Origin of the sequence: Tessaracoccus flavus, from assembly GCF_001997295.1 — a bacterium.
In the GTDB taxonomy this organism is placed as follows: domain Bacteria; phylum Actinomycetota; class Actinomycetes; order Propionibacteriales; family Propionibacteriaceae; genus Arachnia; species Arachnia flava.
Window position 1 is genome coordinate 254270 of sequence record NZ_CP019605.1, and the last position, 15261, is coordinate 269530.

Sequence of the window (15261 nt, forward strand, 5' to 3'; positions counted from 1 at the left end):
TGACATATGAGCACCACGACGGTCACCCCACCGAAGCGGCGCAGCGGCGTCCGCACCTCGCGTTCTGACCGGATCGTCTTGACCCTGATGCTCGCGGTGCCACTGCTGATCGTGCTGGGCCTCATCTGGGGCCCGGCACTGATCACGGTAGCGCTGTCGTTCACCACCTGGGACGGGATCGGTTCGCTCGACACCATCAAGTTCGTCGGAGTCCAGAACTACGTCGATCTGGCCACCATCTACCCGCCCTTCTGGCCGGCGCTGTGGCACAACGTGTTGTGGCTGATCGTGCTGTTCGCAGTGTTCACCCCGCTCGGCATGTTCCTGGCGATCCTGCTCGACAAGGAACTGCGCGGCACCAAGTTCTATCAGACGGCCCTCTACCTACCCGTGGTGCTGTCGGCTGCGCTGGTCGGCTTCATCTGGCAGCTCATGTACAGCCGGGATCAGGGCCTGATCAACGCCATGCTGGGCACGACCATCGACTGGTACGGCGATCCGTCGATCAACCTCTGGGCGGCCATGGTCGCCAACGGCTGGCGGCACACCGGCTACATCATGCTGCTCTACCTATCGGGCCTCAAGGGCGTCGACCCGGCGCTGCGCGAAGCGGCCCAGATCGACGGCGCCAACCAGCGGCAGACGTATCTCCGCATCATCTTCCCCGTCATGAGACCGATCAACATCATCGTGCTGACGATCACCGTCATCGAAGGCCTGCGGGCGTTCGACCTGGCGTGGATCATCAACCGCGGCAGGAACGGCCTCGAGCTCATCTCCACGTTGGTCACCACCAACGTCATCGGAGAGGCGAGCCGAATAGGCTTCGGCTCCGCGCTGGCCACCATCATGCTGCTGATCAGCTCGGTCTTCATCGTCATCCAACTCAGGGTCGTCATGAAGGGAGACCACTGATGAGCGCCACCACTGAGGCTTCCACCCGCAAACGTTCGACGCCACCGGCCCGGATCGCGCTACAGATTGGCCTCGTCATCATCTCGCTCGTGTGGCTGTTCCCGCTGTTGTGGGCACTGTTCAACTCGTTCCGTGACTACAGCTACACGGTGCAGAACGGCTACCTCTCGTTCGGCGGCTTCACGTTCGACAACTACATCAACGCCTGGAACCGGGGCGGCTTCACCAACAGCTTCCTGAACTCGGCGATCATCACGATCACCGCGGTCGTCCTTACGCTGGCGCTCTCCTCCTGCGCGGCGTTCGTCCTGGCCCGGTACAGCTTCAAGTTCAACCTCGCGATGCTCGCGGTGTTCGTCTCGGCGAACCTTCTGCCACCACAGTCGCTGCTCATCCCCGTCTACCGGATGTTCCGGACGATCGAGGTGCCGCTGTGGCTGTCGGAGTCCGGGAGCCTCCTCGACTCGCACCTGGGCGTCATCCTCATCAACGTGGCCTTCCAGACCGGCTTCACCACCTTCGTGCTCAGCAACTACATGAAGACGTTCCCGAAGGAGATCTACGAGTCGGCGTCGCTGGACGGGGCCACGGCCTGGCGCCAGTTCTACGGCCTGACCCTTCCGCTGCTGCGCCCGCCGATGGCAGCGCTCGGCACCCTCCAGACCGCCTGGATCTACAACGAGTTCTTCTGGGCCACGGTGCTGATGCAAAGCGGCGACAAGTTCCCGGTGACGAGTTCGCTCAACAACCTCAAGGGATCCTTCTTCACTGACTACAACCTGCTCTCGGCGGGCTCGATCATCGCGGCTCTGCCCGTGCTGGTGGTCTTCTTCGTCCTCCAGAAGCAATTCATCGCCGGCCTCACCCTCGGTGCCACCAAGGGCTGACGGATAGGAACTCCTGCAATGTCTCTCCATGACCTCACAGTCCAGTCACTCGTCGACGTCGCACCCGGCGACGGCGTCAGGCCGCGCGCCTGGCGCCGTCGGGAGCAGTGGCGGCTCGACCTCACCGGCACTTGGCGCTTCCATTACGCCACGGGTCTCGCCGAGGCTCCTGATGCGTGCGATGCCGCGGACTTCGACGACGACGGGTGGGACACGCAGGAGGTCCCCGGGCACTGGGTGCTGGGGGGCGACGGCCGCTACGGGCGGCCGATCTACACCAACATCCAGCTGCCCATCCCCATGTCACCCCCGACGGTGCCTGACGCCAACGGCATCGGCGACTACCGCAGGGACTTCGAGCTCCCGTCCGAATGGTCGAGCCTCGGTGCCATCCGGCTCCGCTTCGACGGAGTCGAATCGATCGGCATCGTCGCAGTGAACGGTCGGCACGTCGGGGTGGTGCGCGGCTCTCGGCTGGCGACGGAGCTCGACGTCACCGACGTCGTGCGGCCGGGGCGAAACGTCGTGCACGTCCGCGTGGCGCAGTGGTCCGCCCAGACCTACGTGGAGGATCAGGACCAGTGGTGGCTCCCGGGGATCTTCCGCGAGGTCACCCTCGTCGGCCGCCCGGCCGAGGGAATCGAGGACTACCACCTGCTCGCCGACTTCCACCACACCACCGGGCGGGGAACGCTGACCGTCCAGCTCCGGGATGCCACGTTCCCCGTCACCGTGGAGATCCCGGAACTGGGCATCAAGCAGAGCTGGGGAGCGGCCGACGATGTCGCACCCATCCCGCTCGACGCCGTGACACCGTGGAGCCCAGAGCGGCCCCGGCTCTACCAGGTGCGCCTGAGCAACGACGCCGAGTCGATCGAGTCGCGCATCGGGTTCCGAACGGTCCGGATCGACGGACACCGATGGTTGGTCAATGGCCGCCAGGTGCGCATCGCGGGCGTCAACCGACACGAGTACGACCCTGACCGCGGCCGCGTCTTCGATGAGGACGCCGCGCGCGAGGGCCTGCTGCTCATGAAGCGTCACAACATCAACGCCATCCGCACCAGCCACTACCCTCCGCACCCACGGCTGCTCGAGCTCACCGACGAGCTGGGCTTCTGGGTGATGGACGAGTGCGACCTCGAGACCCACGCCTTCGAGCTACACGGCTGGGAGAACAACCCGTCCGACGACTCGGCCTGGCGGACTTCGCTGGTCGACCGGATGCGCCGCACCATCGAGCGCGACAAGAACCACCCGTCGGTCATCTGCTGGAGCCTCGGCAACGAATCCGGCACCGGTGCGAACCTCGCCGCGATGGCGGAGGAGGCGCGGACGCTCGATCCGTCACGCCCGGTGCACTACGAGGGCGACTACGAGGCGTCCTACTCCGACCTCGTCTCGCGGATGTACGCCCCGATACCCGAGCTCGGCGATATGTCGGCCGGAATCTCGTCCGCGCTGTCGCCGCGCCCGGCGCAGTCGTCGCGGTTCCGCGACAAGCCGAAGGTGCTGTGCGAGTACGCCCATGCCATGGGCAACGGCCCGGGCGCCCTGGCCGACTACGCCGCGGAGTTCGACCGCTTCGAGGACTGGCACGGCGGGTTCATCTGGGAGTGGCGCGACCACGGAATCCGCACCACCACCCCCGACGGGACCGAGTTCTTCGCCTACGGCGGCGACTTCGGCGAGGTGGCCCACGACGGCAGCTTCGTCATGGACGGGCTCGTCCACTCCGACGGGCGCCCGTCGCCCGCCCTGGCCGAGGTCAAGCAGGTGTTCTCGCCCGTGACCGTCACCGCGATGCGCGACGGCATCGTCCTGCGCAACAGGCGGCACGATACGGACACGTCGGATTACCGGTTCTCATGGGTCTGGGAGGTTGACGGCGAGCGCCGCTCCGACGGGGACCTCGACGTCCCCACCATCGACGCCGGAGGCGAGGTGACGATCCCGCTGCCGCAGCTTCCCGCCGAAGCGGAGACCGTGCGCGACTCCTGGCTCACGGTCACCGTCCGCGAGAGCGCCGATCGGCCTTGGTGCAGCGAGGGTCACGAAGTCGTCGTGGCGCAGGCCCGGCTCGATCGGAACGCCGCGCCGCTTCTCCCAGCACCGACGGGCAGCGTCAGCGCTGGCCGGATCATGGAGGTGGGGCCGGTCACGCTCTCGGCGTCCGGCCGCGTCCTGTCGATCGGGGGCGTCGAGGTGGGGGAGTCCGGCGTCGAGCTCTGGCGCGCCCCCACCGAGAACGACTCGCTGGGAGACTTCGGCTCCTACGAGATCGGCGACTACACCGCGACCCGGGGCTACGGCCTGCCCGGACCCAGCTCCGCGGCGCGCTGGCGCGCCCAGGGCCTCGACCGACTGATGAGCCAGACGGTGAGCGCCGGGGCGGAGGGTGACGAGTTCGTAGTCGTCGAACGACTCCTGCCCGCGCAGGGTCGTCACGGTGCCGAGGTGACCTACCGCTGGCGTCGGATCGGTGACGCGGCGGGCTGCCAGGTGCTGGTCTCTCCGATCAGACCGAGGACCGACGTCACCTGGCCCCGGGTGGGGTTCCATCTGCTGCTCCCCGGCGAGTTCGAGCGCGCGGAGTGGTTTGGCGGTGGCCCGGGGGAGGCGTACCCCGATTCGCGGTCGGCGTCGATGGTGGGGCGCCACGCGTCGGCGATCGACGAGCTCGCCTTCCCGTACGCCGTCCCGCAGGAAACCGGCCACCGCGAGTCGCTCCGGCGACTCGACATCAGCGGGCAGGCGACCTCGATCCGCCTCCGGGCATTCGGCCCCGACGTGCCCGGGTTCTCTCTACTGCGCCACGACGCCAGCGAGCTGACTGCGGCGCGGCACCAGCACGAGCTACCCGAGAGCCGCGGGGTGCATCTCTACCTCGACGCGTTCCAGCACGGTCTCGGCAGCCGGTCCTGCGGCCCCGATGTGCTGCCGCAGTACCAGCTGTGGCCGAGAGCGGTGAGCTTCGGATTCACCCTAGAATTGGCCCCGTGAGCTGCACGATCGAAGACGTCGCGAAGCTGGCGGGGGTCTCGAAGAGCACCGTCAGCCGCGTGCTGACGGGCTCACCGAAGGTGTCGCCCGCGGCTCGGCAGGCCGTCGAGCGCGCGATCGCCGAGACCGGCTTTCGCTTGAACGCCCACGCGCGATCCTTGGCGTCGGGGCGCAGCGACGCCATCGCGGTGCTGCTGACCCAGCCGACCGAGGAGCTGTTCGATGACCCGACGATCCGAGGTTTGTCCCGCGGAGTCAACGAGGGGCTCGGCGACCGTGAGGAAGCGCTCCTGGTGCTACTCGCCGGCAGCCCCCGCGAACAGCGCCGGGCGGTCCGCTTCCTCGACAAGCAGCGGATCGACGGCGTCGTCCACCTCACGCCGCACCACGCGGACCCCATCCTTCCTGTGGTGATGGCGGCGAAACTGCCGATGGTCGTGTGCGGCACGCTCCCGGGCGTCAACCTGGGACCGCAGATCCGCACCGTGACCATCACTGACAGGGAGGGCGCGGCCAGCGCGGTGCGTTACCTGCGCGAATGCGGTGCGAAGCGGATAGCAGCCATCACCGGACCCAAGGACGCGCCCGGCAGCAGCGAGCGATTGATGGGGTACCGCGACGCTCTCGACGATGCCTACGATCCGGCTCTGGTGGTCCACGGCGACTACACCCTCCCGTCGGGTCGCGATGCGATGCGCAGCCTGCTGGACTCTAGCGTCGAGTTCGATGCCGTCTTCTGCGCCTCCGACCGGATGGCGGCGGGCGTGTACCAGGTGGCACAGGAGAGGGGCCTGTCCATCCCCGGTGACCTTCAGGTGGTTGGCTTCGACGGCCACCCCCTGGGCGAGCAGCTGGTGCCCACGTTGACGACGGTTGCGCAGCCGATCGAGTACATCGGCCGCCAGACGGTGGAGATGCTGAACGAGATGATCACCGGCGGCGATCCCGGGCACCGAGTATTCCCGACCGAGCTGGTGGTGCGCGGTTCGACGAGGAATCCAGACTGACGTCTCCGGGTTCCGGGGACCGCGGTGTAGCTTGTCTGCATGAGAGCCGGGAGCGTTGCCGCCGCGCTGATGTGTGCGGTACTGGCGGCCTGCTCCACGCCTACTGAGGCGCCCTCCACCCCGGCCCCTGCGACGACTGAGACCACTGCCGCCGGTCCAACCCCGTGGGCGACGGACCGCTGCCGCGAGCTCGCCGACGGCGTCGGGGCGGCCCTGCAGGCGGTCGTCGACTCTTACGAGCAGCCAGCGCCGAGCCCGGCTCCGGGGTCCGACGGCGACGACCTGGAGGGGTCGCTCGCCACGGTTCAGGAGGCGGTGGAGGAGGGCCACTGCGCGCCACAGACCATGCAGGGCTGGGTGGAGGCAAGCGTCGACGCGGTGAAGGCCGAGGGAACCATCGCCGAGGCCGTCCGTGCCAGGCTGGTCGCCGGGCTAGACGGCAGGATCCCCACCGAGCTGGTGCACGTGCCGGTGGCGCCGGGCGAGGACCTGGCCACCGCGGTGTCGGAGGCGCCGTCGGGAGCGACGCTTCAGTTGGCGGCCGGCACGTTCGACCTGGCCGAGCCGCTGGTGCTGCTCGGCGGCATCACGATCGCCGGAGCAGGTCAGGATGAGACGGTGCTCCGGTCCTCTGCGGAAGACACGGCGGTGCTCATCGCGACATCTGAGACGGTGTCGCTCGAGGGGCTCACGATCGAGCGCGACGACACGGTGACCGGATCGGGGATCGTCGCAGGAGGCGCGGCCTCTCTCGTGTTGGAGGCGGTGACGGTGTCGGGCGCCGTGGCAGGTGATACCGGGGGAGGCGCTGCTGTGATGCTGATGGGCACGCAGGAGGGCGCCGAGAGAAAGACGACGGCGGAGATCACCGACTCGACCCTGAGCGGCAACGATTGGGCGGGGCTCGCCGTCAGCGGGACGCACCGGGTGAGCGTCAAGTCGTCGACCTTCGCGGACAACGGCGAATGTGGCGTGTGCTTCCTGGGGGAGTCCGACGGCTCGGTCGCGGACTCTTGGATGGACGCAAACCCCGTTGGCGTGGCAATGGCGGAGCAGTCCACCCCCACGCTGATCGGCAACGCGATCACCGGCGGCGAGGTGGGCCTCCAGGTGCAGGACGACGCCGCGCCCATCGCCGAGAAGAACATCATCACCAATCCGGAACGGGCCGCCGTCATCGTGAGCGGCAAGGCCGCGGGTGCCTTCGCGGAGAACGTCTGCGCCGACGTCGAGTTCGGCATAGTCGTCACCGACACGGCCGCCCCGACGCTGACCCACAACGAGTGCGCACTGGCCCGCGGTCAGACCGAATCCGCCTCCCCCTCCCCGTCGCCCTGAGCTCTCAAGCCGTTCCCCTAAGTAGCGGGGGCCTTGCCGTTTCCCTGAGTAGCGGCCGCGAGGTACGAGTGGCCGTGTATCGAAGGGCTGGTGACGGGTCCGCGTGGCCTGGCCTGACGCCGTCGCACTGGGGCGGGGGCGGGAGAGGTTGCGGCCGTTACCCTTCGACAGGCTCAGGGATCGAATGCGACAAGCTCAGGAAGCGGTGTGTTGCCGTTTCCCTGAGTAGCGGCCGCGAGGTACGAGCAGCCGTGTATCGAAGGGCTCGTGACGGGTCCGCGTGGCCTGGCCTGACGCCATCGCTGTGACCCGGGGCGGCGGGAGATGTTGCGGGCGTTGCCCTTCGACAGGCTCAGGGATCGAGGCGGACAGGCTCAGGGAGCGGGGTGTTGTCGTATCCCTGAGTAGCGGCCGCGAGGTACGAGCAGCCGTGTATCGAAGGGCTCGTGACGGGTCCGCGTGGCCTGGCCTGACGCCATCGCTGTGACCCGGGGCGGCGGGAGATGTTGCGGGCGTTACCCTTCGACAAGCTCAGGGAGCGATTCGACAAGCTCAGGGAGCGGCCCGTAGACGCGCAGCGCGTCGTCGTCGACCGTCATCAGCCAGGGCCGGTCGTTGCCGAGGCGGATACCCAGGTGGGCGCCGTCGCCGGGATCGGCCGAACTCGTGAGAGGTCGCACCGACTGCACCGTCCCCCTGCCCTCTTCGTCGATACTCAGCAAACCCGACACGTCGCTGGCCTCCCCGTCCGCGTGCTCGATGATCCCCGTGACGAGGATGTGCAGCACACCGTCGGAGCCGGTGACCGCCTCGACGGCCGGGTGCACCGTCGCGGCCGGCTCGTCGGCGGACTGGAGGGGGATCCGGAGCTTCAAATCGCCACGCTGCACGTGGAGCAGCCCGGGCTGTACGTCGAGCCGGTAGGGGGCGCCAGCCTGCCCGGCGAAGGTTTCGACAGGCGCGACGTCCCCGTTGAGCGGGTCGACGCGAACCTGCGCGCCCGCCTCGTTGAAGCCGAACAGACGGCGACCGTCCGTCGCCCTGACGCCGACGTGGACCGGCAGGTCGAGCCGCGTGAACCCGGCGTCGGCGGAGAAGCGCAGCAGTCCGGGGTTGTCGATGGTGGTGCTCTGCAGCACGACGCTGCCGTCGGCCAGGGCCTGGGGCGACTGGTACTGGACGTAGCTGCCCAGCGCGAGGTGCTCCTCGGGGATCAGGGCGTCGTCGAGGTACCGGCCGTCCTCGGCGTAGTGGGCGAGCCGCAGGTGTGCGGTGTCGAGGATCCACCAGGTGCCGTCGGGCAGCTGCGTGCCGTAGCTGGGGCCCCACTCGAGGCCGTCGCCGCCGGGGGAGACCCCGACCTGGCCGGGGAACTCTCCGTACGGCAGGGCGAGCGTCTCGCCCCAGCCCGTCATCTCGGAGGGTGCGGTCAGGGCGACCGGCTCGCCCGCCGTGAAGTCGACGGTGGCGTGGCCGGGGATTGTCGGCGTGGTCGGGGCGGCGCTCGTCGCGGTGGACGCGGCTGACGGCACCGTCGGGCTGGTCGTTGCGACGTCGGACGAGGATGTGGCGCTGGGGGAGACAGAGGGTGCTTCGATTCCGGGCGTCGCGCAGGCGACCAGGAGCCCGGTGACACCGATGAGGACGAGGATCGGCTTGAACATGGCAGCCCCTTCGCAACCACGGTACTCCGGCGCCCCGCGGCCGTCGAGAGGGAGAGGGGCGGCAATGGGGAACAGTTGGTCAGGCGTCCCGGACCGGGCGTTCCTGTCGGCGGCTTCGAGTGGCGGATCTGACGGCGTAGTCGCCACCACCTCCGCCGGTCGACGAGGCCCAGACTCACCAGCCCATCGAGCCGGGGGTGCCCTTGAAGGGTCCGGCCACCGACGAGGTGATCCAGCCACCGTAGAAGCCGCCGGGCTGCGGGATGACGCGCTCCCCGTCGACGAAGCAGGCGTCCATCGCTCCGGGATAGAGCGCGACATGGTCGACGAGGTCCGCGAATCCAGCGGTGGGCGTCGGGTAGTACCAGGCGGCCGCCGACGCGGTCGCCTCTCCACCGTGGACGTCGAGGTACTTGGCCGCGCCCTTCCACTCGCAGAACGAGCCCCCGGGTGCCGGCGTCAGGGCGCCCGGCACGAAGCCGGAGCGCGGCAGATAGTACGTCGGGGGATGGCTGGTCTCCAGCACCTGGAGTGACTCGTTCCCGCGGAACACGATCTCTCCGCCGAGGATCACCTCGATCGGCAGCGAGCAGCGGCGCAGGGTGGGCGGCCGGGGGTAGTCCCACACGGACTCCTGACCGGGGCCGACGGGGTCAGGTTTCGGGCGGTGCACCATGGACCAACGGTACTGCCCCGCGGAAGCGGGCTGCCCCGGGTTCAGCGGTCCTTGCGCCGCCCCAGCCCCAGCGAACGCCGGTCGCGCCAGGCGCCGGTGGACCAGAGGGCCCAGGCCACGAGCACGGGCTGGAAGAACAACCGGATGAAGCGTGCCCTGTCGGTGTCGAGACCGAACCCGTCGGTTCCGGTGACGTACTGGGAGATGTTGCCTGGGAAGATCGCCACGAAGAACGCGGCCGTCGTCCAACCCACCCACGGCCACCAGCGCCGAGGGGCGAAAATCAGGGCAGCCCCCAGTCCCAACTCGACCACACCTGAGGCGACCACGACGACGTCGGGGTCCAGCGGGATCCACGGCGGCACCTGAGCCTGGAACTCCTGCCGCAGGGTGGTGAGGTGTCCGGTCCCTGCACCCAGTAGCGCGAATCCGAGCGCCCACCGCCCCACGCCGCGAGCCAGCCGGCCGAGCCTCGTCCGGTCTCCGTCGCTCGTGTCACGAGAATGGGACGCTGGGGCGGTGTGATCGGCCATGCCTTGAGTATGTCTCAGGAGTCAGAGTTGGTCGAGAAGCTCCGCCACTGACGAGATGACCTGGTCCGGGCGGAAGGGGTAGGTCTCGACGTCGGCGATTGTCGTCAGGCCGCTGAGCACCAGCACCGTGTGCAGCCCGGCCTCCATGCCGGCCACGATGTCGGTGTCCATCCGGTCCCCGATCATCGCGGTGGATTCGGAGTGGGCAGCGATGCGGTTCATCGCGGACCTGAACATCATCGGGTTGGGCTTGCCGACCACGTATGGCTTGCGCTTCGTGGCCGCGGTGATCATTGCCGCCACCGCTCCGGTGGCGGGGAGGACGCCGTCGACAGATGGACCCGTGGCGTCGGGGTTGGTGACGATGTAGCGCGCTCCCGCCAGCACCAGGCGGATGGCTCTGGTAATCGCCTCGAATGAGTAGTTGCGTGTCTCTCCGAGCACGACGTAGTCGGGGTCGACGTCGGTGAGGATGAAGCCGGCGTCGTGGAGGGCGCTGGTGAGCCCGGCCTCCCCGATCACGAAGGCGGTTTTCTTCCCGGGCTGACCGCCCAGGAAGGCAGCGGTCGCCATCGCGGAGGTCCACAGGTTCTCCTCCGGGACGTGCAATCCCGCGCGTTCGAGACGTGCAGCCAGGTCGCGCGGGGTCCAGGTGGAGTTGTTGGTGAGCACCAGGAATCGCCGGGACGTCGCCAGCCAGCTGTCGATGAGTTCGACGGCTCCGGGTAGGGCGTGATCCTCGTGGACCAGCACCCCGTCCATGTCGGTGAGCCAGCACTCGATGTCGTGGGGGCTCCGCGTGATGTCGGTCATGGCTTCACCGCCCCAATCCGTAGGCCCGGTGCACCAGCACGATCGGGTGGACGGTCTCAACGCCGCTGGACTTCTCGATCTGCCAGCGGCACGTCTCGGTGTCGCAGGCGGCGAGGCCGTCGTTGTTGGCCTGCACGATGTCGAACAAAGGCTGCCCGACGGCTTGGGCGATCTCGTACTTTTCCTTCTTCAGCCCGTACGTGCCGGCGATCCCGCAGCAGGTGACGTTGCTGTCGATGACCTCGAGCCCTGGGATGAGCCGCAGCAGGTCCGACGCCGGGGTCCCCATGCCCTGGCTCTTCAGCTGGCACGGCGCGTGGTAGGGCAGCCGCATGTTGACCGGCTGGAAGTCCGTCGGCAGTTCCCCGGCCTCATACAGCTCCATGAGGAACTCGGAGATCTCCCGGATGCGGGTGCCCACATCGAGCAGTTCGGGGTCGTGGATGCCGAGGATCTGGTGAGCCTCGTGCTTGAGCATGCCCGTGCAGCTTCCCGCGGTGCTGATGATGGTCAGGTCCGTACCCGGGCTGCGCAGTTGGTCAACGAGCCTACGCACGGAGGCGCTTGCCTTCTCGAACAGGCCGTTGCTCTGCTCCGCTAGGCCACAGCAGCCCTGCTCCGGCACGATCACCTCGTACCCCAGGTACTCCAGCACCTCGATGGCTTTCTTCGCCGCGTCGACCTCGAAGTAGCCGCCGGCGCAGCCGTGGAAGTACACCAGCGCGCCGCGGGTGGCGGGCTTCGTCGGCGACGGTCGCTTTTTCAGCCACTTGTGCAGCGACTCGCCGCGCGCGGTGGGCATGGGGGCGTTGCGGTGAACGCCGACGACCTTCTCCATGGCGTAGCGGGCCAGCTTGTTGTCCAGCACGGCGTTGGCGATGGGCGCCACCGGGGTCATCGCCTTGCCCATGAGGACGGTCTGCGTGATCGTCTGGTCGCGCACCGGCACGCCCTGCTCCGCCTTCATCACGGCGCGCGCAATCGAGTTGAGCTCCGCCACGTTGACTCCCTGCGGGCACACCACGCTGCAGGTCCCGCAGCTGGAGCAGTAGTCGACGGAGTGGTCCACCGGCTCGTCGTCGCGGAACCGTTCGGCCTGGGGGCCGACGAACTTCGGGCCGGAGAACAGCGGGGTGACCGCGGCCACGGGGCAGGCCGTCTCGCAGATGGTGCACTTGACGCACATGTCCAGGCTCATCCGCTGCAGCTCGTTGTTGAGCCGCTCCCTCAGCGCCTTGGCCCGCTCGTCGCGCTTGTCGCTCATCGTGCACCTCCGGTGATGTGGTCGGCGGCCCGGACAGCCGTGGCGACGGCGATCCCGTCGCCGGACTTCTCGCGCCAGCGTTCGCATCCGGCGATGATTCCACCGGCCACGAACAGGTTGGTATGGACGACGGCGCCGGCGGCGTCGATCGGCCGCCCGGCGTCGTCGGTGCGGACGCCCACCTCGAAGAGGGCGTGTGGCCCCCAGTAGTCCGAGGGGATCAGCGGGCCGGCGTCGGTGGCCGTCAGCGGGAGCCCGAACACGGGCTCGGTGATGGTGCCGAACGAGTCGACGTCGAGGGCGCCGCTCTCGAACCCGCCCGGGGCAAAGACGAACGACGCGGCCTTCAGGTGGCGGGGCCCGCCGGCCGCGGCCAGCGTGACCGAGGCCACGCCGTCGCCGCCGGGGGTGAAGCTGACGATCCGGCTGCCCTGGATGAAGCGCACACCGGCGGCGCGCACCATGGCCAGCAGCGCGTCGTAGAGCCGGATCCCCGGGACCGACGGCGGGGGCAGCGGGATCTCGCAGATGTCGCGGCCGAGCTGGTCGGCGACCTGCCGCCACACGTCGCGGCGCTTGCTGCCGAGCACCGCGGGCAGCGCCACCACGTCGGCCTTCCCCGCCACCGCGCCGACGGCCTTCGCGAACGTGGCGGCGAAGGACTGATCGTCCATGGCTCGGGCGTAGGTGAGAGGGGTGGGGTCGGCCTCGCCCTTCCGCGCGGGAAGGTCGATCCAGGCCGAGTGCGCGCTCAACGCGCCGCCGTCGGGGGCCTTCGAGCGCGCGAGGTTCCCGGCGATGAGGTCGGCCGGGAAGTCCTTGAGCTGCCGCACGCCGACGACGGCGTAGCTCTTGCCGCCCACCGCGTCCCCCGCAACCATCGAGGGCTGGGCCAGCGCGGTGGGTCGGAGGGCGCCCACGGCCGTGGGAAATTGGAAGTTGCGGGCAGGATCACCGGTGAGCAGCTCGGGGCCGAACTCCTCGGCCAGCCAGGACACGGCCGATCCCACTGCCTCGGCACCGATTGAGGCGTACGGGTGACCTGCGGGGACGGACGCCACTGCATCGAGGGGCGCTGACACCCTCTCCGGCGTGTACCCGAGGATGTCGACGGTGCCCTGAGACAGGTGGAGCCCGCCGGGCCCCTTGGTGGTCAGGGTGACCGACTTCCCGGCGCGGGCCAGCCGCAGCGCTGCGACGAGACCGGCGAGTCCGGCCCCGATGACGACGACGTCGCTCATCGCACGATCTCCTCTTCAGGCTGGGGCAGGTGCTCGACGTCGAGCGTCCCGGCGAAGATCCAGTGGTCCAGGGCGGTCTGGCGCACCTGTTGGCCGTACAGGATGGGCCAGATGCCGATCCACCGGTGTTTGAGGAACAGGCGGAGCAGCCCGGAGGCGCGCTCCGCGTCGATCGCCTTCTCGGAGCAGGCCAGCCCGGCGGCGCGGGCGGCGCAGAACCCGCCCTGGCACGGGCCCATGCCGAGGCGGAGCTGGCGGCGCAGGTCGTCGAGGGTGGCGTTGGGCTGCTCCTCGAGCAGGCGCACGAACATGGACCGGTTCATCAGCTCGCACTCGCAGATGATCTGGTCGTCCAGGCGGTCCTCCTCCCGGTCCTCGAGGCGGTGGGTGACGGTGTAGAGCTTGCGGTCCTCGCTGCCGGGGATGACCTCGTCAGCGGTGGTGCAGGGCCGGTTCTCGCCGAGCTGATCGTTCATCGCGTCGACGATGTGCTCGGCCATCAGCCGGTAGGTGGTCAGCTTCCCGCCGCCGATGGTGAGCATGCCCATCAGGCCGTCGCGCGTCGAGTGGTCGATGACCGCCATGCCGCGGCTCATGTGGCGCGTGTCCTCCACCGAGACGCGCTTGTCCTTGATCAGCGGCCGTGAGCCGGACCAGGCGTGCAGCGCCCGGGCCTTGCGGAAGCCGGGGATCATCGCCTCGCCCGCGTCGAGCATCTGCTGCACCTCGTTGTGGGGGATGGGCAGGTGGTCGGGGTCCGTCTCGTGGATGTCGGTGGTGCCGATGATGGAGACGGTGTGCACCGGGACGAGGATGTCGCCGTCGGTGGGGTAGACGCAGCGGTTGATGACCGTGTTCACCAGGCGGTGGTTCATCGCGATCATGATCCCGCGCCCGGGCACCACCTCGACGGGGTGGGCCCCGGCCATCTCCGAGATCTGGCCTGCCCAGGGGCCGGCGCAGTTGAGCACGAAGGTGCAGTTGATCCGGACGTCCTCGCCGCCCTTCTCGTCGCGGCAGATGACGGCGGCCACGCGGTCGCCGTCGCGCTCGATCTTCGTCACGCGGTGATAGGTGAGCACCTTCGCTCCGTGCGCCTCCGCCGAGCGGGCGGCGCCCCAGACGAGCTGCCAGCCGTCGACGGAGCCGTCGGCCACCTCGATGGCGCGCTGGATGTGGGGGTCGAGGCGGGGCTCGCGGCGCAGCGCCTCCTTGACCGAGATCTCGGAGGCGGGGACACCCGTGGCCTTGGCCCCGGCCAGGAACTTGTCGGCGTAGGCCGGGTCGTCGCCAGCGAGAGTGACGAAGAATCCGCCCGTGTCCTCGACCGCGCTGGCCTGGATGCGGCGCAGGATCGCGTTCTCCTCGGCGCACTCTGTGGCGGACCCGGGATCGCTCACCACGTACCGCCCGCCGGAGTGCAGCAGACCATGGAACCTGCCGGTGGTTCCCTGGCCCAGATCGACACGCTCGACGAGTACCGCGCGGTACCCGCGCATCGCGGCGTCGCGGACAACACCCAGTCCCGTCGACCCACCTCCGATGACGACGACATCAGTGTCGAGACGCTTCATTGAGTCCCCTCCTTGGGCCTTGATGTGCCCATTCCAGCACAGCGCACCGTGCGGGGCCGGAGAAGAGACGGATCCGACGGGCATTGCTTGTGCGAGTTGGAGTCGGTGGCGGCTCGACGCGGCATGAGTTGGCGCGACGCTGCGGCGTCGGTCCGCACGACTGCGTCCGGGGTGGCTCAGGGCGACTGTGTCCTTGGCACTCGAGCTCTCGGACGAGAACATGCCAGCCACACTCGGGGGCATCACGATCAGGCCCCCGAAAGAAAGAATCCCCGCCCTGTGCAGGACGGGATTCGAGTGGCGGAGGATACGAGATTCGAACTCGCAAACTCGCAACATCGAAGTC

Annotated in this window: 12 protein-coding genes; 5 read left to right on the plus strand and 7 right to left on the minus strand. The window is 68.9% G+C overall.

Annotation, left to right across the window (positions count from 1 at the left end; genetic code table 11):
* Positions 1 to 6 precede the first annotated feature (6 nt).
* Genes RPIT_RS01040 through RPIT_RS01060 form a run of 5 tightly spaced genes read left to right on the plus strand, consistent with a single transcriptional unit; the run spans position 7 to position 7150 of the window.
* Positions 7 to 915 (plus strand): carbohydrate ABC transporter permease, encoded by a 909-nt coding sequence (locus RPIT_RS01040; RefSeq protein WP_077339718.1) that lies wholly within the window; start codon positions 7 to 9, stop codon positions 913 to 915.
* Complete coding sequence (locus tag RPIT_RS01045) at positions 915 to 1802, plus strand: carbohydrate ABC transporter permease (RefSeq protein WP_077339720.1); 888 nt, start codon at positions 915 to 917, stop codon at positions 1800 to 1802. The genes RPIT_RS01040 and RPIT_RS01045 overlap by 1 nt, the downstream gene beginning before the upstream one ends.
* 18 nt (positions 1803 to 1820) lie before the next feature.
* Positions 1821 to 4805 carry a glycoside hydrolase family 2 TIM barrel-domain containing protein gene (locus tag RPIT_RS01050; protein WP_077339722.1) on the plus strand — a complete coding sequence of 995 codons (2985 nt, stop codon included), beginning with the start codon at positions 1821 to 1823 and terminating at the stop codon, positions 4803 to 4805.
* Positions 4802 to 5812 carry a LacI family DNA-binding transcriptional regulator gene (locus RPIT_RS01055; RefSeq protein WP_162274457.1) on the plus strand — a complete coding sequence of 337 codons (1011 nt, stop codon included), beginning with the start codon at positions 4802 to 4804 and terminating at the stop codon, positions 5810 to 5812. The genes RPIT_RS01050 and RPIT_RS01055 overlap by 4 nt, the downstream gene beginning before the upstream one ends.
* A 39-nt stretch (positions 5813 to 5851) precedes the next feature.
* Positions 5852 to 7150: a right-handed parallel beta-helix repeat-containing protein gene (locus tag RPIT_RS01060; RefSeq protein ID WP_077339726.1), complete on the plus strand. Its 1299-nt coding sequence runs from the start codon at positions 5852 to 5854 to the stop codon at positions 7148 to 7150.
* A 515-nt stretch (positions 7151 to 7665) separates the two neighbouring features.
* Here the strand turns inward: RPIT_RS01060 and RPIT_RS01065 are convergent.
* The 7 genes from RPIT_RS01065 to glpA form a co-directional block, all read right to left on the minus strand.
* Positions 7666 to 8814, minus strand: coding sequence for a DUF7485 domain-containing protein (locus tag RPIT_RS01065; RefSeq protein WP_077339728.1), 1149 nt, complete (start codon positions 8812 to 8814; stop codon positions 7666 to 7668).
* 175 nt (positions 8815 to 8989) lie between these two features.
* Complete coding sequence (locus RPIT_RS01070; RefSeq protein ID WP_077339730.1) at positions 8990 to 9490, minus strand: DUF427 domain-containing protein; 501 nt, start codon at positions 9488 to 9490, stop codon at positions 8990 to 8992.
* A gap of 41 nt (positions 9491 to 9531) precedes the next feature.
* Entirely contained in the window at positions 9532 to 9939 is a 408-nt protein-coding gene (locus tag RPIT_RS01075; protein WP_218121602.1) for a DoxX family protein, read from the minus strand.
* 105 nt (positions 9940 to 10044) lie between these two features.
* On the minus strand, positions 10045 to 10836 hold the full coding sequence (locus RPIT_RS01080; protein ID WP_077339734.1) for an HAD-IIA family hydrolase: 792 nt from the start codon (positions 10834 to 10836) through the stop codon (positions 10045 to 10047).
* Between the two features lie 4 nt (positions 10837 to 10840).
* Positions 10841 to 12100 (minus strand): anaerobic glycerol-3-phosphate dehydrogenase subunit C, encoded by a 1260-nt coding sequence (locus tag RPIT_RS01085; RefSeq protein WP_077339736.1) that lies wholly within the window; start codon positions 12098 to 12100, stop codon positions 10841 to 10843.
* Positions 12097 to 13341, minus strand: coding sequence for a glycerol-3-phosphate dehydrogenase subunit GlpB (gene glpB, locus RPIT_RS01090; protein WP_077339738.1), 1245 nt, complete (start codon positions 13339 to 13341; stop codon positions 12097 to 12099). Before glpB ends, RPIT_RS01085 begins: the two co-directional genes overlap by 4 nt.
* Positions 13338 to 14915: an anaerobic glycerol-3-phosphate dehydrogenase subunit GlpA gene (glpA, locus tag RPIT_RS01095; protein WP_077339740.1), complete on the minus strand. Its 1578-nt coding sequence runs from the start codon at positions 14913 to 14915 to the stop codon at positions 13338 to 13340. Before glpA ends, glpB begins: the two co-directional genes overlap by 4 nt.
* Positions 14916 to 15261 lie beyond the last annotated feature (346 nt).

Bases quoted from the DNA above. Each gene is read 5' to 3' on its own strand.
- RPIT_RS01040 (WP_077339718.1), top strand. From the start codon at position 7: ATGAGCACCACGACGGTCACCCCACCGAAGCGGCGCAGCGGCGTCCGC.
- RPIT_RS01045 (WP_077339720.1), top strand. From the start codon at position 915: ATGAGCGCCACCACTGAGGCTTCCACCCGCAAACGTTCGACGCCACCG.
- RPIT_RS01050 (WP_077339722.1), top strand. From the start codon at position 1,821: ATGTCTCTCCATGACCTCACAGTCCAGTCACTCGTCGACGTCGCACCC.
- RPIT_RS01060 (WP_077339726.1), top strand. From the start codon at position 5,852: ATGAGAGCCGGGAGCGTTGCCGCCGCGCTGATGTGTGCGGTACTGGCG.
- RPIT_RS01065 (WP_077339728.1), bottom strand. From the start codon at position 8,814: ATGTTCAAGCCGATCCTCGTCCTCATCGGTGTCACCGGGCTCCTGGTC.
- RPIT_RS01070 (WP_077339730.1), bottom strand. From the start codon at position 9,490: ATGGTGCACCGCCCGAAACCTGACCCCGTCGGCCCCGGTCAGGAGTCC.
- RPIT_RS01080 (WP_077339734.1), bottom strand. From the start codon at position 10,836: ATGACCGACATCACGCGGAGCCCCCACGACATCGAGTGCTGGCTCACC.
- RPIT_RS01085 (WP_077339736.1), bottom strand. From the start codon at position 12,100: ATGAGCGACAAGCGCGACGAGCGGGCCAAGGCGCTGAGGGAGCGGCTC.
- glpB (WP_077339738.1), bottom strand. From the start codon at position 13,341: ATGAGCGACGTCGTCGTCATCGGGGCCGGACTCGCCGGTCTCGTCGCA.
- glpA (WP_077339740.1), bottom strand. From the start codon at position 14,915: ATGAAGCGTCTCGACACTGATGTCGTCGTCATCGGAGGTGGGTCGACG.